At 57.2% G+C, this 21,345-nt stretch carries 21 protein-coding genes and 1 pseudogene (1 of these 22 only partly in view); 10 read left to right on the top strand and 12 right to left on the bottom strand.

What is annotated here, in order from left to right; genetic code table 11:
- Both AC3IX1_RS10930 and ptrR read right to left on the bottom strand, forming a co-directional pair.
- Positions 1–397, bottom strand: the start of a protein-coding gene (locus tag AC3IX1_RS10930; protein WP_489388173.1) for an OsmC domain/YcaO domain-containing protein. Its footprint begins 1,808 nt before the window's first position; the window shows 397 of its 2,205 coding nt (coding positions 1–397); the start codon lies at positions 395–397; its stop codon lies beyond the left edge, outside the window.
- Positions 398–474: 77 nt separating this feature from the next.
- Complete coding sequence (ptrR, locus tag AC3IX1_RS10925; RefSeq protein ID WP_008047600.1) at positions 475–1,353, bottom strand: putrescine utilization regulator PtrR; 879 nt, start codon at positions 1,351–1,353, stop codon at positions 475–477.
- Positions 1,354–1,453: 100 nt separating this feature from the next.
- Here ptrR and AC3IX1_RS10920 point away from each other — a divergent pair, with 100 nt between their 5' ends.
- On the top strand, positions 1,454–2,845 hold the full coding sequence (locus tag AC3IX1_RS10920) for an aldehyde dehydrogenase family protein (RefSeq protein WP_489388172.1): 1,392 nt from the start codon (positions 1,454–1,456) through the stop codon (positions 2,843–2,845).
- Positions 2,846–3,537: 692 nt separating this feature from the next.
- Here the strand turns inward: AC3IX1_RS10920 and AC3IX1_RS10915 are convergent.
- Together AC3IX1_RS10915 and AC3IX1_RS10910 are read right to left on the bottom strand one after the other, a co-directional pair.
- The gene (locus AC3IX1_RS10915; protein WP_489388171.1) at positions 3,538–3,741 is read right to left on the bottom strand and encodes a hypothetical protein; all 204 of its coding nucleotides are present in this window, start codon (positions 3,739–3,741) and stop codon (positions 3,538–3,540) included.
- A 195-nt stretch (positions 3,742–3,936) separates the two neighbouring features.
- Positions 3,937–4,080 (bottom strand): hypothetical protein, encoded by a 144-nt coding sequence (locus AC3IX1_RS10910; protein ID WP_489388170.1) that lies wholly within the window; start codon positions 4,078–4,080, stop codon positions 3,937–3,939.
- Between the two features lie 238 nt (positions 4,081–4,318).
- Here AC3IX1_RS10910 and AC3IX1_RS10905 point away from each other — a divergent pair, with 238 nt between their 5' ends.
- Both AC3IX1_RS10905 and AC3IX1_RS10900 read left to right on the top strand, forming a co-directional pair.
- The gene (locus tag AC3IX1_RS10905; protein WP_489388169.1) at positions 4,319–4,660 is read left to right on the top strand and encodes a hypothetical protein; all 342 of its coding nucleotides are present in this window, start codon (positions 4,319–4,321) and stop codon (positions 4,658–4,660) included.
- A gap of 211 nt (positions 4,661–4,871) precedes the next feature.
- Positions 4,872–5,114: a hypothetical protein gene (locus AC3IX1_RS10900; protein WP_489388168.1), complete on the top strand. Its 243-nt coding sequence runs from the start codon at positions 4,872–4,874 to the stop codon at positions 5,112–5,114.
- A gap of 281 nt (positions 5,115–5,395) precedes the next feature.
- On the opposite strand, the pseudogene AC3IX1_RS10895 reads toward AC3IX1_RS10900, so the two are convergent.
- Positions 5,396–5,678, bottom strand: a pseudogene (locus AC3IX1_RS10895) (excalibur calcium-binding domain-containing protein).
- A gap of 198 nt (positions 5,679–5,876) precedes the next feature.
- Here AC3IX1_RS10895 and AC3IX1_RS10890 point away from each other — a divergent pair.
- Positions 5,877–6,302: a potassium channel family protein gene (locus tag AC3IX1_RS10890; protein ID WP_489388167.1), complete on the top strand. Its 426-nt coding sequence runs from the start codon at positions 5,877–5,879 to the stop codon at positions 6,300–6,302.
- 136 nt (positions 6,303–6,438) lie between these two features.
- On the opposite strand, the gene arsJ is transcribed toward AC3IX1_RS10890, so the two are convergent.
- From arsJ to AC3IX1_RS10875, 3 genes are all read right to left on the bottom strand, one after another.
- Positions 6,439–7,659, bottom strand: a complete 1,221-nt coding sequence (arsJ, locus tag AC3IX1_RS10885; RefSeq protein WP_489388166.1) for an organoarsenical effux MFS transporter ArsJ — start codon at positions 7,657–7,659, stop codon at positions 6,439–6,441.
- Positions 7,660–7,668: 9 nt separating this feature from the next.
- A complete protein-coding gene (locus tag AC3IX1_RS10880; protein ID WP_489388165.1) occupies positions 7,669–8,673 on the bottom strand; it encodes an ArsJ-associated glyceraldehyde-3-phosphate dehydrogenase in 1,005 nt (334 codons plus the stop codon).
- A gap of 306 nt (positions 8,674–8,979) precedes the next feature.
- A complete protein-coding gene (locus AC3IX1_RS10875) occupies positions 8,980–9,342 on the bottom strand; it encodes a metalloregulator ArsR/SmtB family transcription factor (RefSeq protein ID WP_489388164.1) in 363 nt (120 codons plus the stop codon).
- A gap of 352 nt (positions 9,343–9,694) precedes the next feature.
- Between AC3IX1_RS10875 and AC3IX1_RS10870 the strand changes: the two genes are divergently transcribed.
- Positions 9,695–9,988 (top strand): metal-sensing transcriptional repressor, encoded by a 294-nt coding sequence (locus tag AC3IX1_RS10870; protein WP_489388163.1) that lies wholly within the window; start codon positions 9,695–9,697, stop codon positions 9,986–9,988.
- Between the two features lie 7 nt (positions 9,989–9,995).
- Entirely contained in the window at positions 9,996–11,132 is a 1,137-nt protein-coding gene (locus tag AC3IX1_RS10865; protein ID WP_489388162.1) for a nickel/cobalt efflux transporter, read from the top strand.
- 147 nt (positions 11,133–11,279) lie between these two features.
- On the opposite strand, the gene chrA is transcribed toward AC3IX1_RS10865, so the two are convergent.
- From chrA to dadA, 4 genes are all read right to left on the bottom strand, one after another.
- Entirely contained in the window at positions 11,280–12,638 is a 1,359-nt protein-coding gene (chrA, locus tag AC3IX1_RS10860) for a chromate efflux transporter (RefSeq protein ID WP_489388161.1), read from the bottom strand.
- Positions 12,631–13,575, bottom strand: coding sequence for a chromate resistance protein ChrB domain-containing protein (locus AC3IX1_RS10855; RefSeq protein WP_489388160.1), 945 nt, complete (start codon positions 13,573–13,575; stop codon positions 12,631–12,633). Before AC3IX1_RS10855 ends, chrA begins: the two co-directional genes overlap by 8 nt.
- Before the next feature lie 127 nt (positions 13,576–13,702).
- A complete protein-coding gene (locus AC3IX1_RS10850) occupies positions 13,703–13,918 on the bottom strand; it encodes a hypothetical protein (RefSeq protein ID WP_489388159.1) in 216 nt (71 codons plus the stop codon).
- 258 nt (positions 13,919–14,176) lie between these two features.
- A complete protein-coding gene (dadA, locus tag AC3IX1_RS10845) occupies positions 14,177–15,478 on the bottom strand; it encodes a D-amino acid dehydrogenase (protein ID WP_489388158.1) in 1,302 nt (433 codons plus the stop codon).
- 476 nt (positions 15,479–15,954) lie between these two features.
- On the opposite strand from dadA, the gene AC3IX1_RS10840 reads away from it, so the two are divergent.
- The 4 genes from AC3IX1_RS10840 to exaC all read left to right on the top strand — a co-directional run bounded on the left by AC3IX1_RS10840 (position 15,955) and on the right by exaC (position 21,255).
- The gene (locus AC3IX1_RS10840) at positions 15,955–17,121 is read left to right on the top strand and encodes a 2-aminoethylphosphonate--pyruvate transaminase (protein WP_489388157.1); all 1,167 of its coding nucleotides are present in this window, start codon (positions 15,955–15,957) and stop codon (positions 17,119–17,121) included.
- 276 nt (positions 17,122–17,397) lie between these two features.
- The gene (locus AC3IX1_RS10835; RefSeq protein WP_489388156.1) at positions 17,398–18,741 is read left to right on the top strand and encodes an MFS transporter; all 1,344 of its coding nucleotides are present in this window, start codon (positions 17,398–17,400) and stop codon (positions 18,739–18,741) included.
- Positions 18,742–18,780: 39 nt separating this feature from the next.
- Positions 18,781–19,608 carry a phosphonoacetaldehyde hydrolase gene (gene phnX, locus AC3IX1_RS10830; RefSeq protein ID WP_489388155.1) on the top strand — a complete coding sequence of 276 codons (828 nt, stop codon included), beginning with the start codon at positions 18,781–18,783 and terminating at the stop codon, positions 19,606–19,608.
- 126 nt (positions 19,609–19,734) lie between these two features.
- Positions 19,735–21,255, top strand: a complete 1,521-nt coding sequence (exaC, locus tag AC3IX1_RS10825; RefSeq protein ID WP_489388154.1) for an acetaldehyde dehydrogenase ExaC — start codon at positions 19,735–19,737, stop codon at positions 21,253–21,255.
- Positions 21,256–21,345 lie beyond the last annotated feature (90 nt).

Genomic DNA, 21,345 nt, shown 5'->3' with positions numbered 1-21,345 from the left:
CGAGGTTTTCGACCTCTTCAATCACAAACTCGGGCCCGGTTTGCACCACCTTCTTTACCGTGCAACGGTCGATGGAGCGCAGGATCCCCTGACGGTCCTTGGCGGAGATGTCCGCCGGCAATTCGACCTGAATCTTGAAAATCTGGTTGTAGCGGTTTTCCGGATCAACAATGTTGTTCTGCGACAGGCGGATATTTTCGGTGGGGATATTGCGAGTTTCGCAATACAACTTCACGAAGTACGCCGCACACAACGCCGACGAAGCCAGGAAATAATCGAACGGCCCCGGTGCCGAGCCATCGCCCTTGTAGCGAATGGGTTGATCGGCGATCACCGTGAAGTCGTCGAACTTGGCTTCAAGTCGAAGGTTGTCGAGAAAGTTGACCTTGATTTCCATGCGTGCTTACCAGAATAACGAGCTATACGATTTGGCCGCCATTATCCGGTTTTTCAGCACAGACCGTTAACTTTCCACTATTTTTCGACCAACACCACCCCGCGCTCCTCAAGCAAGCGCACAAACATCGTCAGACTCTGCGACACCGTCCCCCTGCGCCACACCAGCCAGGTGCGTAAATAGCGGAAAGATTCCGACAATGGCCAGACGCTGACTGTCGTGCATCCAGGCATGCTTTCGAGCATGCTGCGGGGCATCAATGCCAGGCCAGCACCGGCGCTGACGCAGGCCAGCATGCCGTGATAGGACTCCATTTCAAAAATCTTGCCGGGCACCGCCGCGCCATTGGCGAACCAGCTTTCGAAATGATGGCGGTAGGAGCAGTTGGAGCGGAAGGCATAGATGTTTTCGCCATTCACATCCTTGGCCCGGTGAATCGGCTCATGGTTGAGCGGTGCGATCAGGACCATTTCCTCCTCGAATGCAGGCACGCCCTCCAGTGCAGGATGCAGTACCGGACCATCGACGAATGCAGCGGCCAGCCGCCCCGACAGCACCCCATCGATCATGGTCCCGGAGGGGCCGGTGGACAGGTCCAGCTCGACCTTGGCGTGCTTCTGGTTATAGGCGGCCAATAGCTCTGGAATACGTACCGCCGCAGTACTTTCCAGCGAGCCCAGGGCGAAGGCCCCCTGGGGTTCTTCACCCGCCACGGTGGCGCGCGCCTCCTGAACCAGGTCGAGAATTCGTCGAGCGTAATCCAGAAAGCTCCAACCGGCCGGCGACAGGCGCAGGCGACTCTTCTCGCGGATAAACAGGTCCACACCCAAATCAAGTTCAAGCTGCTTGATTCTGGTCGTGAGATTCGATGGCACCCGGTGGATGTGCTGGGCGGCCACGCTGATGCTGCCGTGCTCGGCGACAGCCTTGAAAATTTCGAGCTGGACCAGATCCAAATCATTCTCCAAACGTGAACGTTACGCTCATTATTATTCAGTTTCCAGAAAACATATAGCCCCATAACCTGAGCACACTCCCACCTCGCAGGACGGTGCCATGACCCACGTATCCAGCCTTACCCATGCCATTTCGATCAACCCGTCCACGGGCGAGCAGATCGGCCATTACCCTTTCGAATCCGATGCAGCACTACAGGCCGCACTGACGCGGGCCGCTACCGGATTTCGCGCCTGGCGCGGCAAACCGGTTGAGCAGCGCTCGCAGCTGTTGATCAACCTCGGCCAGGCCTTGCGCAACAATGCAGAGGCCATGGCGAACATGATCACCCAGGAAATGGGCAAGCCGATTGCTCAGGCCCGCGGTGAGATTGAAAAATGCGCGCAACTTTGCCAGTGGTACGCCGAACACGGCCCCGCCATGCTGAGCCCGGAACCGACCTTGGTGGAAGGCGGCAAGGCACGCATTGAATATCGCCCCCTCGGCCCGATTCTCGCCGTGATGCCGTGGAACTTCCCCATCTGGCAAGTCCTGCGCGGCGCGGTCCCCACACTGCTCGCCGGTAATACCTACGTGCTCAAGCACGCGCCAAACGTCATGGGCAGCGCCTACCTGCTGCAGGATGCTTTCAGGCAAGCGGATTTTCCCGAAGGTGTTTTCGAGGTCATCAACGTCACCCCGGAAGGTGTATCCAGGGCGATCGCCGATTCACGCATCGCGGCTGTCACCCTCACAGGCAGCGTGCGCGCTGGCATGGCCATCGGTGCCCAGGCGGGAGCTGCACTGAAGAAATGCGTATTGGAACTGGGCGGCTCCGACCCGTTTATCGTGCTCGACGACGCGGACCTCGATGAGGCGGTGAAAGCCGCCGTGATCGGGCGTTATCAAAACACCGGACAAGTCTGCGCTGCCGCCAAACGCCTGATTGTCGAGCAAGGCATTGTCGCGGAATTTACCCGCAAGTTCGTCGAGGCCACCCAACGACTGGTCGTCGGTGATCCACTGGCTACCACCACCTACATCGGCCCGATGGCTCGCTACGATCTGCGCGACGAACTGGATCAACAGGTGCGCGACACACTGGAAGAAGGCGCGACGTTGCTGCTGGGTGGAAACAAGGCTGAAGGCCCCGGCAATTACTATGAGCCCACCGTACTCGGCGACGTGACCGATCAGATGACATCATTCAAGCAGGAATTGTTTGGTCCTGTGGCCTCAATCATCACGGCCCGAGATGCAGCCCATGCGCTGGAGCTGGCCAATGACAGCGAGTTCGGCCTCACCGCCACCCTCTACACGCGCAATGCCGAACTCGCCCGGCAGATGGCCGACGAACTTGAAACCGGCGGCGTGTTCATCAACGGCTATAGCGCCAGCGATCCCCGTGTCAGTTTTGGTGGCGTGAAGAAGAGCGGCTTCGGCCGGGAACTCTCGCATTTCGGGGTGCGTGAATTCTGTAATGCACAGACGATTTGGCTGGATCGGCGTTAAGGGGAGCGCAGTGTTCCGAACTGGTTCTCTGAAGTTCAGCCTGGCTGATCATTGCCTCAAGTATCGCGACTCGATTTGCGGATCAACAAATCGTGTCGATCTCAATCAAGAACCCGGCTCGGTGGCCGGGTTCTGTTTCATTCTTGAATGGGAAGGTCAGCTCGCAGTTCCTGCATGGTGAGCAATCCCTGTTTTCTGGGATTGCCGCACATCCAACAGGAGCATACCTTCCCATGGTTTGCAAAAAGCCCGGCGTTTTTCTCGCTGGTTGACCAGCATTCATAAGCGCTTTGCTTTGAATAAAATCGAGCCTTTATGCGGCGCGTATCGTGTCGTCGTTGAGCTCTAGACATGTATTTCTCCTAAGCCGAATACGACGAAGCCCCGGCAGATTTCTCTGGCGAGGCTTTGTTCGGCTCATTCCTAAACACATAGAAATGACAGGATGAAATGAACTTCGCTCATCCGTTCATTGATGTCAACAGGCACTCACGCGGCCCGCTCGACCAATAACCCCTCGACCTCCAGAGCCCCTCCCCCCAGCGTGCGTTTGCGCATCGTGGTGCAACACGCTGCGCGCCCTGAGTGAAAAGCTGACGACACCGCAGATCGAGCAAATCGCCGCTAAGTATCAGATCGAGTTGGCAGAAGGCGGGAAGCTGACTTGAGACAAACCCAACTCAAACCTGAAATCAGTTGCTGCGACTGAGCTGAACGTTCTGGGATGTACATTCGGTGGTGCTGACAGTGCCCATGAAAGCATTCATCTTCACGGCGCACTTCTCGATATTCAAGCCGTTACGTCCATCGCTTGAGATGTTGGTGACATATGGGCCAGCGGTTGTGCAGCCAGCCAAAACAGCGAGCAAGCACAAGGCAACGATATTGAAATTCATATGAGTCCTTTCGAGCGGTGGCCTGAGCCAAATGGTTCGCCGAAGACGGCATTGAACCGTAGCCGAAAGCTTAGACCAACCCGAAAAAATCACCCATTCCTCTGTCGCATCCGGTCATGGTAAAACCATGATTATCGCCATCGCAACGCCCCTCTACATGGCCTGGCTCATCTACAAGGGGTCGCGGCGCTGACGTCAGACTCGCTTCTTCCCCGTTGCCCAGCCAGCGACCATCAAGACCAGGCCAGGAATCCAAAGGCCCGGCGCGGTGATAACAAGACCGCAGACAACCAGCGGCAGCCCGGTTAAAAACAACGGATTTCGAAACGCCTTTTCCATAGCAACAACTCCATTGAGAATTTTTCTCATTAAACCATATAGCCTGCCAGCGAACTGCGAATTGTCACCGGCACCACTGCACCTCACAGGGTACTCCGTCGTTGTCTCTGCTACTCGAGCGACCAGGACACCGCGAGGCAGTCTTCTTGCGCCGTGACCTTGGTATGAGCTGAAGACTCCACTCGAAACGCGCCTACACTGAGATGCACAGCGATTGAGAGAACATGGAGCTCCCCCCATGCGGACTAGCGCCCTTGTGATACTCCTTGTCAGCTATGCCGTGCTGGGGGTGGTTTTTTTCAAGCTGAATGCTCGAAACAATCGACGCCGCAGAGAAAGTCTTTACGAAGACTTTGAAACTACAATGCGAGAGCATGGGATCAAGTCTTTCGAGATCATCAAAGAAAGTATTTATATCGGTAACAACTTTCGGTCATCAGAACTGTACCGGGTATTGTTAGACGATTCAGGGCACTACTTTCTTTACCTGCACGCCAGCGATATGCAGCCGGTTTTCATGCCGCTGACCGAAGAGCGAGCGCTACAGGCTGCACAGGGTGACATAGGAATTCAGGCATAGATCATCGCAACCGCTGCCACCAGGGACCATGAAGAAGTGGCCGGCACCCGGCCCGGCACCGGGCTTTCGTATCTGCCCTGTCACGCCTTCGTCACACCTGCCAAGCACAATACAGTCAGCCAAAGGGATTTGGCCCATCTACAGAGAGCCCGACCCGGCACCGGGCTTTTTGCTACCTGCTACGCTTTTCTTAGACACAGGAGAAGCGGTCATGCCCCTACCAGACGATCCTACCCCCGCCCTACTCAGCCGATTCAATCAGAACATCACGGCCTTGGGTTGCGCCATTGAAGAAATAGGCATTTGGATCAAGCAACGCGGATCCACGGAAGTGTCCATCCGTATTGAGGATCATCTGGCCGTGATCACCGCAAATGCGGACTTCATAGCTGAAACCATTGCCGAGCTGATTGCCAGGTGTGAACCAGAAGAAGAGGAAGATCCCGAGGACTGAGCCCTAGGCATCGCCATGGTGGCAACTATCGTCTTCTTTCCGTGCGCAGTTGCCCTCTACTGCTACCCCGGAGAAGCACTGCCATATTCGCCCTCGATCTGCCGAAACGCTCGTAGCACTCCGTGCCGCAAACTCTTCCCCCACCAGCCACCTCTGGGGAGAGTGTGTGACGCAACTGGCGAGGCGAGCCAATAAAACGTGCCCCACCTTCAAAGCGTGCCTTATGCCCTTCATCAGATTTCCACAATCCACCTGCCAGCCTGCCGGTGAACTGCAAATAATCACCGGCACCACTGCTTCTCACAAGGTATCCCGTCGTAGTCGCCGTCCATTTCCATGCCTGGGCAATTACGCAGAAAGTTTTTGGCCTCTGCGCACGACCTCATCTGCGAGCAATATTTGCGCCCATCGCATTTGACTGGAGCCGAAACAGGCTTCGGTGCAGCCACTACCGTAGAGGTGATTTGGGGATTCGATAGCCGAGCCTCAGACCAGGACTGTAATTCAGGGGGAAAACTTCCAAGCCAACAGACCAACAACAAGTACAAGCAAAATCAGTTTCATCTTGATCCATCCATGATGAGTGACCGTTTGTGTTCTCACGTTGCCTGCATTACAGCGTAATCCACTAATTCACATACGGCCTGCCAGTGAAAGGCGACAAACGGCTACGCGGGATGGAAGGAAGAAAAATGCCGGGCTCCGGTTTCCTGGCGTAGAAATACACTGATTCACCGCCTCCCTTTTCGCTGGAGACTTACCATGCTGGCAGTCACACTGATCAATACGCTGGTGGTCATCATCACCGTAGTGATCCACTATGAATGTCTGTTACGCCTGAATGATTGGCTACCCCGGCTCAAGCTGTGGAGCCGCTTCAGAATCGTAGTTGGAGTATTCGGCGCACTCCTGGCCCACGCGGTGGAGGTCTGGTGCTTTGCGCTGGTCTATTACCTGATGGTGCACTCGGGGAGATGGGGCAGCCTGACGGGCAACTTCGACGGTTCGCTGATGGACTGCGTTTACTTTTCCTTTACGACGTACACAACGATCGGCTTCGGCGATATTTCGCCTGTGGGCAGTCTCAAATACTTGACCGGTCTACAAGCCCTTACCGGGCTGGTGCTCATCACATGGACCGCATCCTTCCTGTTTCTGGAAATGCAGAAGTACTGGAAGCGCAAATAATCCCTCTTCTGACTCGTATCAGACTCAACTGTCGAACTGACGATGTGCCATCAAGCCCGGTACAGATTCGATCTGGACCGCCAGAACGCAGCATGGCACCTGATACAGAATATGCTCTGTCGTGCTGACTGACGATTCATGCCGCCTCGGCATGCCTGGGTAAGACGATAGAAATCAGGGCGGCCAGCAACACGAATGAGCTCGATATCCACAAGCACGCCCCCAGCCCATACACCTGATAAACCCAGCCGGACAGCACAGTGCCTATCAACCGTCCCATGGCGTTGGACATGTAATAAAAACCCACGTCCAGCGACACGCCATCTTCCTTGGCGTAGGACACGATCAAATAACTGTGCAGCGACGAATTCACTGCGAACAACGCACCAAAAACCATCAATCCACCCAACAGCACCACCTGTTGCGACAGCCCGGTATTGAGCCCGAGAGCAATTGCCGCAGGCAGACCGGCCAGTGCCAGCGCCCACAGAAATGCCGCACGACCATCCGGTACATGTCCACGCTTCTTTCCGGTGATGTTGGGCGCGAAGGACTGCACGATGCCGTAGCCAATCACCCAGGCCGCAAGAAATCCGCCAACCCTCCAGAAGTCCCAGCCGAAGACACCACTCAGGTACACCGGCAAGGCCACCACAAACCAGACATCACGGGCACCGAACAGGAACATGCGTGCCGCCGAGAGGATATTGATGGCCCGGCTCTTGGACAGGATGTCGCGAAACCTGGGTTTGGCTTTCGCTTTGCCCAGGTCCTTCTTCAACAAGATCAAACTGCTGACCCAAATCAGCCCCAGGACACCCCCCATGGTCAGCAAGGCGCCTTTGAAGCCGATCAATGCCAGCAAGGCTGCGCCAAGAAAGAAACCGACACCCTTGAGCGCGTTCTTCGAGCCGGTGAGGATCGCCACACACTGGTAGAGCTTGCCCTGCTGTCCATCAGGAACCAGAAGCTTGATGGAGCTTTTGGCACTCATCTTGTTCAGGTCTTTGGCAATCCCCGACAGTGCCTGAGCGCCCATCACCCATGGGATAGTCAGCCAGGCTACCGGAACTGTCAGCATCAGCAGCGCCGCGACCTGGAGGCCCAGCCCGATGTTCATGGTCCGGTTCAGACCCAGCCGGGCACCGAGGTAGCCACCCACCAGGTTGGTGATCACGCCAAAGAGTTCGTAGAACAGAAACAACGCCGCGATCTGCAGTGGGCTGTAGCCCAACGCGTGAAAGTGCAGCACCACCAACATGCGCAAGGCGCCGTCGGTGAGGGTGAAGGCCCAGTAGTTGCCCGTCACGAGCAGATACTGCCGCACTTGCGGCGCGAGGGCTGACAACGCTTTCATGACCGCTCCTCAGACTGCCAGCCCGACCAATCTGGCCAGTTCGACGGTGCGGTTGGCATAGCCCCATTCGTTGTCGTACCAGGCATAGAGTTTGACCTGGGTGCCGTTGATGACCATGGTCGACAGCGCATCGATGATCGATGAGCGCGGATCGGTACGGTAGTCGATGGACACCAATGGACGCTCCTCGAAACCAAGGATGTCTTTCAGCTCGTTCTCAGAGGCGTCCTTGAGGAACTGATTGACCTCTTCGACAGTGGTGCCCCGCTCGACTTCAAAGACACAGTCAGTCAGCGAAGCGTTGGCCAGCGGCACGCGTACAGCATGACCATTCAGGCGTCCACGCAGCTCCGGGAAGATTTCGGCAATGGCGGTGGCCGAGCCGGTACTGGTTGGAATCAGGCTCATGCCTGAAGCACGCGCGCGACGCAGATCCTTGTGCGGCTGATCGAGGATGCTTTGGGTGTTGGTCAGGTCGTGGATGGTGGTGATCGAGCCGTGACGAATGCCCAGCTTTTCGTGGATGACTTTGACGACAGGGGCCAGGCAATTGGTGGTGCAAGAGGCCGCGGTGACGATGCGGTGCTGCGCAGGGTCGAACAGGTGCTGGTTAACGCCCATGACAACGTTCAACGCACCTTTTTCCTTCACCGGAGCGCACACCACCACACGCTTGACACCCTGATCCAGGTAGGCCTGCAACACCGCGACGGTTTTCATCTTGCCGCTGGCTTCAATCACCAGATCGCAACCCGACCAATCCGTGTCGGCAATCGCCTTGTTGGCCGTGACCTTGATCCGTTTACCGTCGATGATGACGCTGTCGCCTTCGGCGCTGGCTTCGTTGTTCCAACGGCCATGCACCGAGTCGAAGTTGATCAAGTGCGCATGTGTTGCCGCGTCACCCGCTGGATCGTTGATCTGCACGAACTCGAAATCTGGCCAACTCCAGGCGGCTCGCAAAGCGAGGCGACCGATCCGGCCAAAACCATTGATGCCAACTTTGATAGTCATGTTGTTGTGCTCTGTATCTGTTGTCAGTGGGTGTTCGACTGGGTGTCGAACTGGCCGATGTATTCGATATGGGCAGGAGGCACGGTGAAATATCCTCAGATTCGGTATCGAGTTGGGGGGATGTGGTCATCAAACATAGTCTTTGTCCTGCGCAACAGCGCTCTTGGATTCATCGGGTCAGCGGCGTTTCAACCAGAGGGCCACACCGACCGGGGAGACCGCTTCACAGAGGATGCCGCGGCAGCTATTGGCAGTGCAGCGGAACAGGATTTTCATCGAGCGATCTCGTAGTCGAAGGCAGGCGATCTAGCTTTCACAGCAGGCCAGTGCCCGTTCAGGGCGGTCGCCCATTTCATCAAGGCGTCTGGCATCAGGGCTCAACCAATGCTTGTTGCTTTCGAGCACAGTGGTCAGCACTTGATGGACCCAATCGGGGAGGTTTGGGTGCAGTCGGTAATACACCCATTGGCCTTGCCGGCGGTCCGACAGCAAACCGCAACTGCGCAGTTGCGCCAGGTGCCTGGAGACTTTTGGCTGACTCTGATTCAACGCGCAGGTCAGCTCGCAAACACATAGCTCTCCTTCACGGGTGATGAGCATCATCGTGCGGACCCGAGTGTCGTCAGCCAGGCATTTGAAAACAGTCGTCGGTGTCAGAGGGTCAGCCATATCGGTTCTCAGTGTTTGTTTTTGACCAAGACAAACAGGGCACGGGCTTCGCTGGTCATTGTGAAGTTTCAGCTCACATACGGTTTAACGAATATATGTATTTCCGTATATGACGTAAATCCCCTGCGGAGCAAAAATTCAGCCAAGTGCCGCCCTCTCCTGCCAAATGACATCTGATAGCACTGAATCTGACATGTTCCGGCAACCATTCTTGGCCGCTCGAATGAGTAGCCGAGATGGCAAAAAAATGCCGGTCGCACTCGGGTTCTTGTCTGTTGACAGGGCATTTGATCACATCCCCCCCTGGGGGATTTGAACCCGTGTAATACACCTGCACCAGAGACTGAAAGTCATGAGTGAACACGAACATAGCCATCCTCATACTCACCAAAGCCACGAGGCGATCATCAAGCGCCTCAAACGTGCGAACGGCCACCTACGCGTCATCATCACCATGATCGAAGAAAGTCGAGAGTGCGTAGACATTGCCCAGCAACTCCACGCTGTCGAAAAAGCCATATGCCAGGCCAAGCGCACGCTCATCCAGGATCACATCGATCACTGCCTGGAGGACACTGTCTCGGCTTTGGGCAATGGCGAGCGCGCACCGCTGGAAGCCTTCAAGCAAATCACCAAGTACCTCTAGGTCTGACATGCCCAACTTCGCTGAACTGCTACAACAAGGCGGGGCTCACGCCTGGCTGTATTTCCCGAGCGCGATTGTGCTCGGTGCCTTGCATGGCCTGGAACCGGGCCATTCAAAACCCATGATGGCGGCCTTCATCGTGGCCATCCGTGGCTCGGTCAAACAGGCCGTTTTGTTGGGCTTGGCCGCGACTCTGTCGCACACCGCCGTGGTGTGGCTGGTCGCCGTCGGCGGCATGTACCTGGGCAAAGGTCTCGATGCTGAAACCACTGAGCCGTACTTCCAGCTTGCGTCCTCTGCACTGATCATCATGATTGCCCTTTGGATGCTGTGGCGCACCTGGCGCGGTGAGCAGATGTTCAAGTTCGAGCAAGGTGATCACCATCACCACGGCAAACATGACCATGGTCATCATGATGAAACCCATCGGATCGATACCGGCCATGGCCGTGTCGAACTGTCGATATTCGAAGACGGTATGCCACCGCATTGGCGCCTGAAGACACTGAGCGGAAACGCCTGGGCTGCCTCGGATGTTCGTCTTATGACGACCCGCCCGGACGGCAGCACTCAAGCGTTCTCTTTTGTCGAGCGCCATGGCTTCCTGGAGTCGGCGGTCGATATCCCGGAACCGCATGAGTTCAGCGCTCGTTTGAGTCTTGGGCATGCGGGCCACTCTCATGATTACGATCTTGAGTATCAGGAACATGACCACGGGCACGCGCATTCCGAACTGGAAGGTCTGGAATTGTCGATTGATGGCTATCAGGATGCGCACGAACGCGCACATGCCAACGACATTCGTAAGCGCTTCACCAACCGTGAGGTCACCACGGGCCAGATCGTAACGTTCGGTCTGACTGGTGGTTTGATTCCGTGCCCTGCGGCCATCACCGTCCTGCTGTTGTGCCTCCTGGTTAAAGAAGTGGCGCTAGGAGGCATGCTGGTACTGTGCTTCAGCATCGGCTTGGCACTCACCTTGGTGGCTGTGGGTGCTGCTGCAGCCATTGGTGCCAAACAGGCCTCCAATCGCTGGCCATGGCTGGGCTCCGTAGCTCGTCGCGCGCCATACCTGTCCAGCGTGCTGACTATCGGAGTGGGCCTGTACGTGGGTTTTCATGGCTGGATCGGCCTGACCGCATAACCCGGTGTCGGGTGCCAGATAGAGGCTGCCATCGCGCCCACAAAGGAATGTCTACCTCTCCCACTAAACGGCAGAAGCCCAGCACTGGCTGGGCTTTTGTGGGGCGAGCCCGGTGCCCGCCAAAGACTGTTAATCCACTCGTGCGGTCTAGCGCAGCAGATGTACCGCCAAACCGACGAGCGCGCAGGCCATCAGCACCTGGATGACGCCCCGCTTGAAGCGGAACAAGGCAATTGCCGCTGCAATGGCGATGAGTGCGGACGGCCAATCGAGGTTGCCGCTGAAGCCCTTTGGCCACAGCACGTGATAGCCGAAGAAACACGCCAGATTAAGGATCACACCGACAACGGCTGCCGTAATGGCGGTGAGCGGTGCGGTGAATTTGAGTTCGTTGTGGGTCGACTCTACCAGCGGGCCACCCGCAAGGATGAACAGGAACGAGGGCAGGAAGGTGAACCAGGTCACCAGGGCGGCGGCCACAGCTCCCGCCAGAAATACTTGATCGGCACCGAATACTTGCAAGACATAGGCTCCGACAAAACCGACGAAAGCCACCACCATGATCAGTGGCCCCGGCGTGGTCTCTCCTAGAGCCAGGCCGTCGATCATCTGCGTCGGCGTTAGCCAGCCATAGTGACCGACCGCGCCCTGGTAGACATATGGAAGTACAGCGTAGGCTCCACCAAAGGTCAGCAACGCGGCCTTGGTAAAGAACCAGCACATCTGTGTCAAGGTGCCTTCCCAACCAAAGAGGGCGGTCAAAATCCCCATTGGCAACGCCCACAGTACGGCGCCGATCAGTGCGAGCGGCACCAGTTTCAACCAACTGAACCGGGCATGCTCAGGGGATGGCGTGTCGTCATCGATCAACGCCGGGCCATAAGACTTTTTGGCGGCGCTATGGCCGCCAACTCTGAACTTTTCGGGCGCCAGGCGTCCACCGACATAGCCGATTAAAGCTGCACCCGACACGATCAGCGGGAATGGGACATTGAATGCGAAGATTGCGGTAAATGACGCCGCCGCTATCGCCCACAGCCAATTATTCTTCAACGCCCGAGAGCCGATTCGATGGGCCGCCTGCACCACAATAGCCGTCACGGCGGGCTTGATCCCATAGAAGAGCCCCGCCACCACTGGCACTTCGCCAAAGGCGATGTACATCCATGACAGAGCTATCAGAATGAACAGGGAGGGCAGCACGAACAGCGCACCAGCAATCACTCCGCCCCAGGTTCGATGCATTAGCCAGCCGATGTAGGTCGCCAACTGCTGAGCTTCAGGCCCTGGCAGTAACATGCAGTAATTGAGGGCATGCAAAAATCGGCGCTCGGAGATCCAGCGCCTCCGCTCCACCAGCTCCTGGTGCATGATCGAGATCTGTCCCGCCGGCCCGCCGAAGCTGATGAAGCCGAGCTTCAGCCAGAACCAGAATGCCTCGCGCAAACTGATTGCTTGCGGTCTTGACAGATCCTCTTCAGCCATAGGTTCCACAACCTTACTCATTGGGTTGTTCCTCTTTCACAAAACCGGCAAGTAGACCGTCGAATATGGCGCTCGCAGCAGTCAGCAGCTGGTCGTCCTGGGCAATGGTTTCGCGCAGTCCTGCCAGCACGCGCTCGATGCCGGCAGCCTCCGCAGGCTGAATGCCGCCGATATCGAGGTAGTGCACCAGGGCCGCAATGCGGTTCAGGCCAGGCTCTTCAAGTTCGAAGCTGGCTTGTAGGGTTTCGAAAGTCACGCGATTGCCGACATGGCTGAAGGTCGCATCATCGAAGTCAAAACCCAGGGCATCGGCTGGACAATCCTGAGGGTCGTCCAGCCAAAGGATTTGAGCTTGTCGGTCAATGAAGCGGCGAATCAGCCAGGCACATGCCAGTCGGTCGACCCAAGGACGTTTGCGGGTTGCCCAGACACGCCCCTGATAGTCGCCAGGTTTGAGTGTTGTTATTGGTTGATTGCTGCTGTGTGGCTCATCAGCAGACAAGGCTCTGCTAACCGCTGTCTCCAGCTCTAGCAAAGCCGAATCAATCTGCTGTTTCGGTTTACCTGGAAAGTAATCGATATGGGTCAGTTGATCGTAGGCTTTACGCAACTTGCGAATCTGTTTGGTCTTCGTCAGCGCATTTTCAGCGCTTAGCTGCCCACGGCATTCTTCGATCTCTGCACGAAGCTTGCTGTAGTCATCGCTACGGTCGAACAGCTCGATAAAGCGCTCACCGTCAGGATCGATGACGGGCAGGATATGGGCAGTACCATTGATGGCCAGGATGTCGCGCTCAATAGAGGCTAGCGCTTCGCGACAAGAGCCTCTATCCGGCAATAGATATGCACCATCGCGTAAAACTGATGCTCCACTGGATTTTAACGCACGCCAGGCTCGCATGCGCTCAGTGGCGTTGGCGGTGGGTAATCCAAGAATCAAAACCAGCCAATTATTCATGTAGAGATAGCTATTATTTATGTAATTACATTTACACTACTCGTGATTTTAGAGTTTGAGAAGTCCCCCTGGCAAAGCGAGGATTTTGGCGATGCTACTGGAGTGCGGGGAACAACAATCCGGTGCCTTAGGTTGAAAGGTCTGCTACTGATCTCGTGTATGCCGCGGTCGCAATTTCGATCAATGTGTTGCGCTCGGACATATCGATGATTCCCTTACATCGATAATCGTCAGCAAGTTTCAGCAACCCGTCATACCGTTCTTCCGCATCCATCCGGATTTCGGAATCCGTCAAGAGTTCGTGCCATTTGGCATAGGCCAGCATTTTCGCTTCGTTATACATTAGCGAATTCTTCCTTCAATATTTGCAGCTTCGAGGCAAGGCAGAAGCCAGGTCTCGTGAAGCGCTGGAGCATCTCTCGTTAATCAATGAATAGTTTCCCGCGCGTTCAAACGAACCAGAGACGCTCCCCCGGAGTAAGGCAGGTGGCATTTCCCGCAGCCAGTCCTTCGCCAAGCGCACGCCCAGGCGGTGGCCGCACTTTTCAGATCATCTCTCTACCAGACAATACGCTCGAATAGTCAAAAAGCCTGGGGGACGCTATTGAACTGGCGCTGGATCCCCATACGCTGCGGGCTCCCGGGTTTTGCTGCCATAACGGGAAATATCGAGACCTTCGGCGCTGATCTGCGGCTTTTTCTTCGCCATCAGGTCGGCCAGCAAGCGACCGGAGCCGCAGGCCATGGTCCAGCCGAGCGTGCCGTGACCGGTGTTGAGGAACAGGTTCTTGAACGGCGTGGCACCGACAATCGGCGTGCCGTCCGGGGTGGTCGGACGCAGACCGGTCCAGAAGCTGGCCTGGGCCAGATCGCCGCCCTGAGGATAAAGGTCGTTGACGATCATCTCCAGGGTTTCGCGGCGACGCGGGTTGAGCGATAGGTCAAAACCGGCGATTTCCGCCATGCCGCCAACGCGGATGCGGTTGTCGAAACGGGTGATCGCGACCTTGTAGGTCTCGTCGAGAATGGTCGAGGTCGGGGCCATCGCCGGGTTGGTGATCGGCACGGTCAGGGAGTAGCCCTTGAGCGGGTACACCGGCGCCTTGATCCCCAGTGGCTTGAGCAGCTGCGGCGAGTAGCTGCCGAGGGCCAGTACGTAGCGATCGGCGGTTTCCAGCTTGCCGTCGATCCACACGCCGTTGATGCGGTCGCCGGCGAAGTCGAGGCGCTGGATGTCCTGGTCGAAACGGAACTGCACACCGAGGTTCGCGGCCATCTCGGCGAGCTTGCTGGTGAACATCTGGCAGTCGCCAGTCTGGTCGTTCGGCAGGCGCAAGGCACCGGCGAGGATGTCAGTGACGCTGGCCAGCGCCGGCTCAACGCGGGCAATGCCGTCGCGGTCGAGCAGTTCGAACGGCACGCCGGACTCTTTCAGCACGGCGATGTCCTTCGCGGCGCCGTCCAGTTGAGCCTGGGTGCGGAACAGTTGGGTCGTACCAAGGCTGCGGCCTTCGTAGGCGATGCCGGTTTCGGCCCGCAGTTCGTCGAGGCAGTCACGGCTGTACTCGGACAGACGGACCATGCGCTCCTTGTTCACCGCGTAACGGCTGGCGGTGCAGTTGCGCAGCATCTGTGCCATCCACAGGTATTGGTCGATATCGGCAGTGGCCTTGATCGCCAGGGGCGCGTGGCGCTGCAACAGCCACTTGATGGCCTTGAGCGGCACGCCTGGCGCAGCCCACGGCGAGGCATAACCCGGCGAAACCTGCCCGGCGTTGGCGAAACTGGTCTCCATGGCGGCAGCTGGCTGCCGGTCCACAACCACCACCTCATATCCTTCGCGCGCCAGGTAATAGGCACTGGTGGTACCAATCACGCCGCTGCCAAGCACCAGAACTCGCATGTTCATTCCCTCAAAGTGGGTAACGCTGAAATTGTTGTAGGGCTGGAGGGGCGCAGTCTAAGAAAGATCAAGCAGAGACTTTCACTATATAAACGGCTTTATTTGGCGATAATTCTCGGAAAAAACCGTTATCACACAGGCGTATCCCCTACCCCACCAACATTCGGACCAAACCGGAACTGGCCAGGATCGACCTGCAACAGCCGGCAAATCGTGGCAGTAGACGCGGCGAGTTCGTGATAGCAACCAGGGAAAAGATCGGGCTTTCGATGCGAAGATCCAAGGGAAACCGGTCTGCCGAATTTGAACGCAATGCAACGAATGACAGCGGGCTGCCTTGCAGCAACTATAGACGCCCGCCTTATAAGCTCAACTTATTTATGACATGTGATTAATCGATTTCAATTATTTTTAATTCAATGATTTTATTGCGTCATGCATCACTCCTCACAAAAACAACATCGCCGGAGAAGATCATGACCAAAGCTGAATTTCCCACCCCCCATGCACTGGCCACACCAGCCATGGGCGAACCCTATCTGCTGACACCAGGCCCACTGACCACATCCAAAGCCACCAAGGAAGCGATGCTGCGCGATTGGGGTTCATGGGACGTATCTTTCAATCAAGTGACCGCTGAAGTTCGCCAGCACCTGCTCAGCATGGCCGGCGTCGAGGATGACAGTTTCGCCTGCGTGCCATTGCAAGGCAGCGGCAGTTATTCGGTGGAGGCCGCGTTGGCCACCGCCATCCCTAGAGATGGCAAGGCTTTGGTGCTGATGAACGGCGCTTATGGCCAGCGTGCCACCAAGACTCTGGAATACCTTGGTCGCGACTTTATCACCCTCGACAAGGGCGATTATCTGCCCCCGCAGCCCGAGGAAGTGGACGCCTTGCTCAAGGCTAACCCCGATATCACCAATGTCTTTCTCGTTCATTGCGAAACCAGCTCCGGCATCCTCAACCCATTGCGCGAAATCGCCGAGGTGGTGAAGGCTCATGGCAAGAGCTTGATCATTGATGCCATGAGCTCTTTCGGAGCCGTGCCGCTAACCATCGACGACATTGCTTTTGACGTGGTGGTGTCATCGGCCAATAAATGCATCGAGGGCATTCCCGGCTTTGGCTTCGTGATCATCCGCCGCTCTGTAATAGAAGCCGCCAAAGGTCGCGCCAATTCGCTGAGCCTCGACATCTACGAGCAATGGACCTACATGGAGCGCACCGGCCAATGGCGCTTCACTCCACCGACCCATAGCGTGGTGGCATTTCACAAGGCTTTGGAACAACACAGCGCAGAAGGTGGCGTGCATGGTCGTTTGGCACGCTACACCCGCAACCGCGACATCCTGGTCTCAGGCATGCGCGAACTGGGTTTCAAGACCCTGCTGGAAGATCGTTGGCTGTCGCCGATCATCACCACGTTCTTCAGCCCGGAACATCCGAATTTCGAGTTCAAGCGTTTTTACGATGAGCTCAAGGCCCGTCAATTCATCATCTACCCGGGCAAACTGACGGTAGCCGAAAGTTTCCGTATCGGCTGTATCGGCCAGATCGACGAACACATCGTCCACCAATTGCTGCGCGCCATTGCCGACAGCCTTGTGGTCATGAACGTCGACATGCAAAAGCCGGCAGCCTGATCGACCCCCTTTAAAGATCCCGGCCGATTCGAGCACAGGTGCAATGGGTAGCGCCTTTGGGCAGGGGTCTTTTTTTAAACCATGGATGCGGTGACTTATCGCTCGGCAGCGCCGGGCAGGAGTCAGCGATCACAGCAATTTAATTCTTGAAGCCTGATGCCATCCACACGGCCATCCAGTCGATGTCGTGTGCGTGGACAGGACTTCTGCACTGAAAACAAAAACAAAAACCAATTAATTTGCGCTGTCTGGCACCTCATACGGGATCAGAACACCATGAACAAGAACACCACGAGCCCACTCGCGACCGGGTGGAAATCGCTGCAGCGTTGGCGCGTGCAGGTTTTCCTCATAACCTGGTTCGCCTATGCCGCTTTCTATTTCACCCGCAAGGCATTCTCTGTCGCCAAACTGGGTATTGGCGAGGACCCGAGTTTCATGCTCGAAAAGGCCATGATGGCCAACCTCGACGCCCTCTACCTGGCCGCTTACGCCCTGGGCCAGTTTCTCTGGGGCAACTTTGCTGACCGCTTCGGACCGAGGGTCGTGGTTCTCAGCGGCCTGGTCATCTCGGCGCTCGCGGCGCTGCTCATGGGCACCTATGCCACGTTACCGATATTCGTCTCCTGCATGCTGGTACAGGGTCTGGCTCAATCCACCGGTTGGTCGGGCCTATGCAAGAACGTTGGCAGCTTCTTCAGTACTGGCGAACGTGGCCGTGTGATGGGTTACTGGTGTACCTGCTACGCCTTCGGCGGACTGGTAGCCACCCCATTTGCCGGCTGGTGGGCCTATAGCGCATACCACGACTGGCGTTTGGCATTCATCAGCAGCGCTGTTGTCGTGCTGGTGGTGGCTGTGTTCTTCTTTTTCCTGCAACGCAACCGGCCGGAGGACGTCGGTCTGCCGCCTGTCGAGATCGAAATCGAGCCTGTGAGCAACGTCGTTGTCCCGCGGGAAAGTATGTGGGCTGGTTTGCGCACCGTGATGAAAAACCGGACCGTACTGGTTCTCGGTCTTGCCTACTTCATGCTCAAGCCGGCGCGCTATGCAATTCTCCTGTGGGGCCCGGTCATTATCTACGAGCGGATGCCCGAGATTGGCAAAGTGGCATCCGCCATCGTCCCCACGGCGTTTGAACTGGCAGGTCTGGTGGGTCCCATCCTCATCGGTTTCGCATCGGACAAGTACTTCGGTGCGCGTCGTATCCCGGCCTGCGTGCTTAGCCTGGTTGTCCTGACCATCTCCCTGGGGCTGTTCGTTCCCGCAATGCAGAGCGGCAGTCTTTACATGGTGGTCGGCCTGTTATTCATGATGGGCATGACGCTCTACGGGCCGGATTCGATGATCAGCGGCTCAGCTGCCATTGATTTCGGCAGCAAGGACGGCGCGGCCTCTTCCGCAGGCTTCGTCAACGGCTGCGGCTCGATTGGCGCGATCCTCGGCGGCTTGCTGCCAGGCTACTTCGACACCATCACCGTGTTCCTGGTGTTTACCGGTGCTGCGCTCTTGGCCAGCTTGATGTTGGTGCCATTCTGGAACAGCCGCCCGAAAACACTGGAAACCAAGTCGGCCGACTCGCTTGCGATACAACCGGTCATCGTCGGCACCAATTCCTGAACCCGAACTTCCAACCTCACCATCATTGGAGCAATCACCATGCACTACCAACAACCTGATCAACTGCAAGCCGTGGTACTGGACTGGGCAGGCACCGTCGTTGACTTTGGTTCCTTTGCGCCGACGCAGATTTTTGTCGAAGCCTTTGCCGAATTCGGCGTTGCGGTCTCTTTGGAAGAAGCCCGTGGCCCAATGGGTATGGGCAAGTGGGACCACATCCGCACGCTGTGCAACGAGCCTCAGATCGCCGAGCGTTATCACTCAGCCTTTGGTCGCCTGCCGACCGATGATGACGTCACCGCCCTCTACGAGCGCTTCATGCCGCTGCAGATCGAGAAGATCGCCTTGCACTCGGCGCTGATTCCTGGCGCTCTGGAGGCCATCGAGACCGTGCGTGACAAGGGCTTGAAAATTGGTTCCTGCTCGGGTTACCCGGCCGTGGTCATGGAGAAGGTCGTTGAGTTGGCACGCAAGAACGGTTACGTCACCGATCATGTGGTTGCCACCGACGAAGTGCCCAACGGCCGGCCACATCCCGCGCAAGCGCTGGCAAACGTGATTGCCTTGGGCATCAGTGACGTCGCGGCTTGCGTCAAGGTCGACGATACTTGGCCGGGCATCCTCGAAGGCCGTAGCGCGGGCATGTGGACGGTCGCACTGACCTGCTCTGGCAACGCACTGGGCCTGACCTACGAGGAGTTCAAGGACTTGTCCCTGGAGGAGCTGGCCGAAGAACGCACACGCATCATCAAGATGTTCGAAGCCTCCCGCCCGCATTACCTGATCGACACCATCGTCGATTTGCCGGCAGTCATTGACGACATCAATGCCCGTCTGGCGCGTGGGGAAACTCCGCAAGGCTGCTAACCGGTCTTCAGCTAAAACTGGCCGCCAGAAAAGCGGCCAGCGATAGCTCAATAACGGTCCCTCAGCATTCCACGGCATCGAAACGGCTTGCGCCTGCTCAGTCGATAACTACAAGAGAACCTCATCATGATCTATGCCCATCCTGGCACTCCCGGTGCCGTCGTTTCCTTTAAATCCCGTTACGGCAATTACATCGGTGGCGAGTTCGTCGCGCCTGTCAAAGGTCAGTACTTCACCAATACCTCGCCAGTAAATGGCCAACCGATTGCCGAATTCCCCCGTTCCACGGCCGAAGACATCGACAAGGCCCTGGACGCCGCCCACGCCGCTGCCGATGCCTGGGGCAAGACCTCGGTGCAGGACCGCGCCTTGGCACTGTTGAAAATCGCCGACCGCATCGAACAGAACCTCGAACTGCTGGCAATCACCGAATCCTGGGACAACGGCAAAGCCGTGCGTGAAACCCTCAACGCCGACATCCCGCTGGCCGCCGACCACTTCCGCTACTTCGCCGGTTGCATGCGCGCCCAGGAAGGCAGCGCCGCCGAGATCGACGGTAACACCGTGGCCTATCACATCCACGAACCGCTGGGCGTGGTCGGGCAGATCATCCCGTGGAACTTCCCGATCCTGATGGCCGCCTGGAAACTCGCCCCGGCGCTGGCTGCCGGCAACTGCGTGGTGCTCAAGCCTGCCGAGCAAACCCCGCTGGGCATCACCGTGCTGGTCGAACTGATCGGCGACCTGCTGCCACCGGGCGTGCTGAACATCGTCCAGGGTTTCGGTCGCGAAGCCGGCGAGGCCCTGGCCACCAGCAAGCGTATCGCCAAGATTGCCTTCACCGGCTCGACCCCGGTCGGCTCGCACATCATGAAATGCGCGGCGGAAAACATCATTCCGTCCACCGTGGAGCTGGGTGGCAAATCGCCGAACATCTTCTTCGAAGACATCATGCAGGCCGAACCGTCCTTCATCGAGAAGGCTGCCGAAGGCCTGGTGCTGGCGTTCTTCAACCAGGGCGAAGTCTGCACCTGCCCTTCCCGTGCCCTGGTGCAGGAGTCGATCTACGACGAATTCATGCAAGTGGTGATGAAGAAGGTCCTGCAGATCAAGCGTGGCGACCCGCTGGACACCGAGACCATGGTCGGCGCCCAAGCGTCCGAGCAGCAATTCGACAAGATCCTTTCGTACCTGGAAATCGCCAAGGGCGAAGGCGCCGAGCTGCTGACCGGCGGCAAGGTAGAAAAACTCGAGGGCAACCTGGCGAGCGGGTACTACATCCAGCCGACGCTGCTCAAGGGCACCAACAAAATGCGCGTATTCCAGGAAGAAATCTTCGGCCCGGTGGTGAGCATCACCACCTTCAAGGACGAAGCCGAAGCCCTGGCCATCGCCAACGACACCGAGTTCGGCCTGGGCGCCGGTCTCTGGACCCGCGACATCAACCGCGCCTACCGCATGGGCCGCGCCATCAAGGCCGGTCGGGTGTGGACCAACTGCTACCACCTGTACCCGGCGCACGCCGCGTTCGGTGGCTACAAGAAGTCCGGCGTCGGCCGTGAGACCCACAAGATGATGCTCGACCACTATCAGCAGACCAAAAACCTGCTGGTGAGCTACGACATCAATCCGCTGGGCTTCTTCTAAAAAACCGGGGTGCCACAGGTATTTCTGTGGCGCCCTTCCGACCGCCATCGCGAGCAAGCTCGCCCACAGGTACATGTGGTGAGCTCAGGT

It is taken from the genome of Pseudomonas sp. KH_046_2 (genome assembly GCF_057838985.1).
The sequence above is the reverse complement of the archived record's forward strand: the minus strand, read 5'-3'. Positions and strand labels throughout refer to the sequence as shown.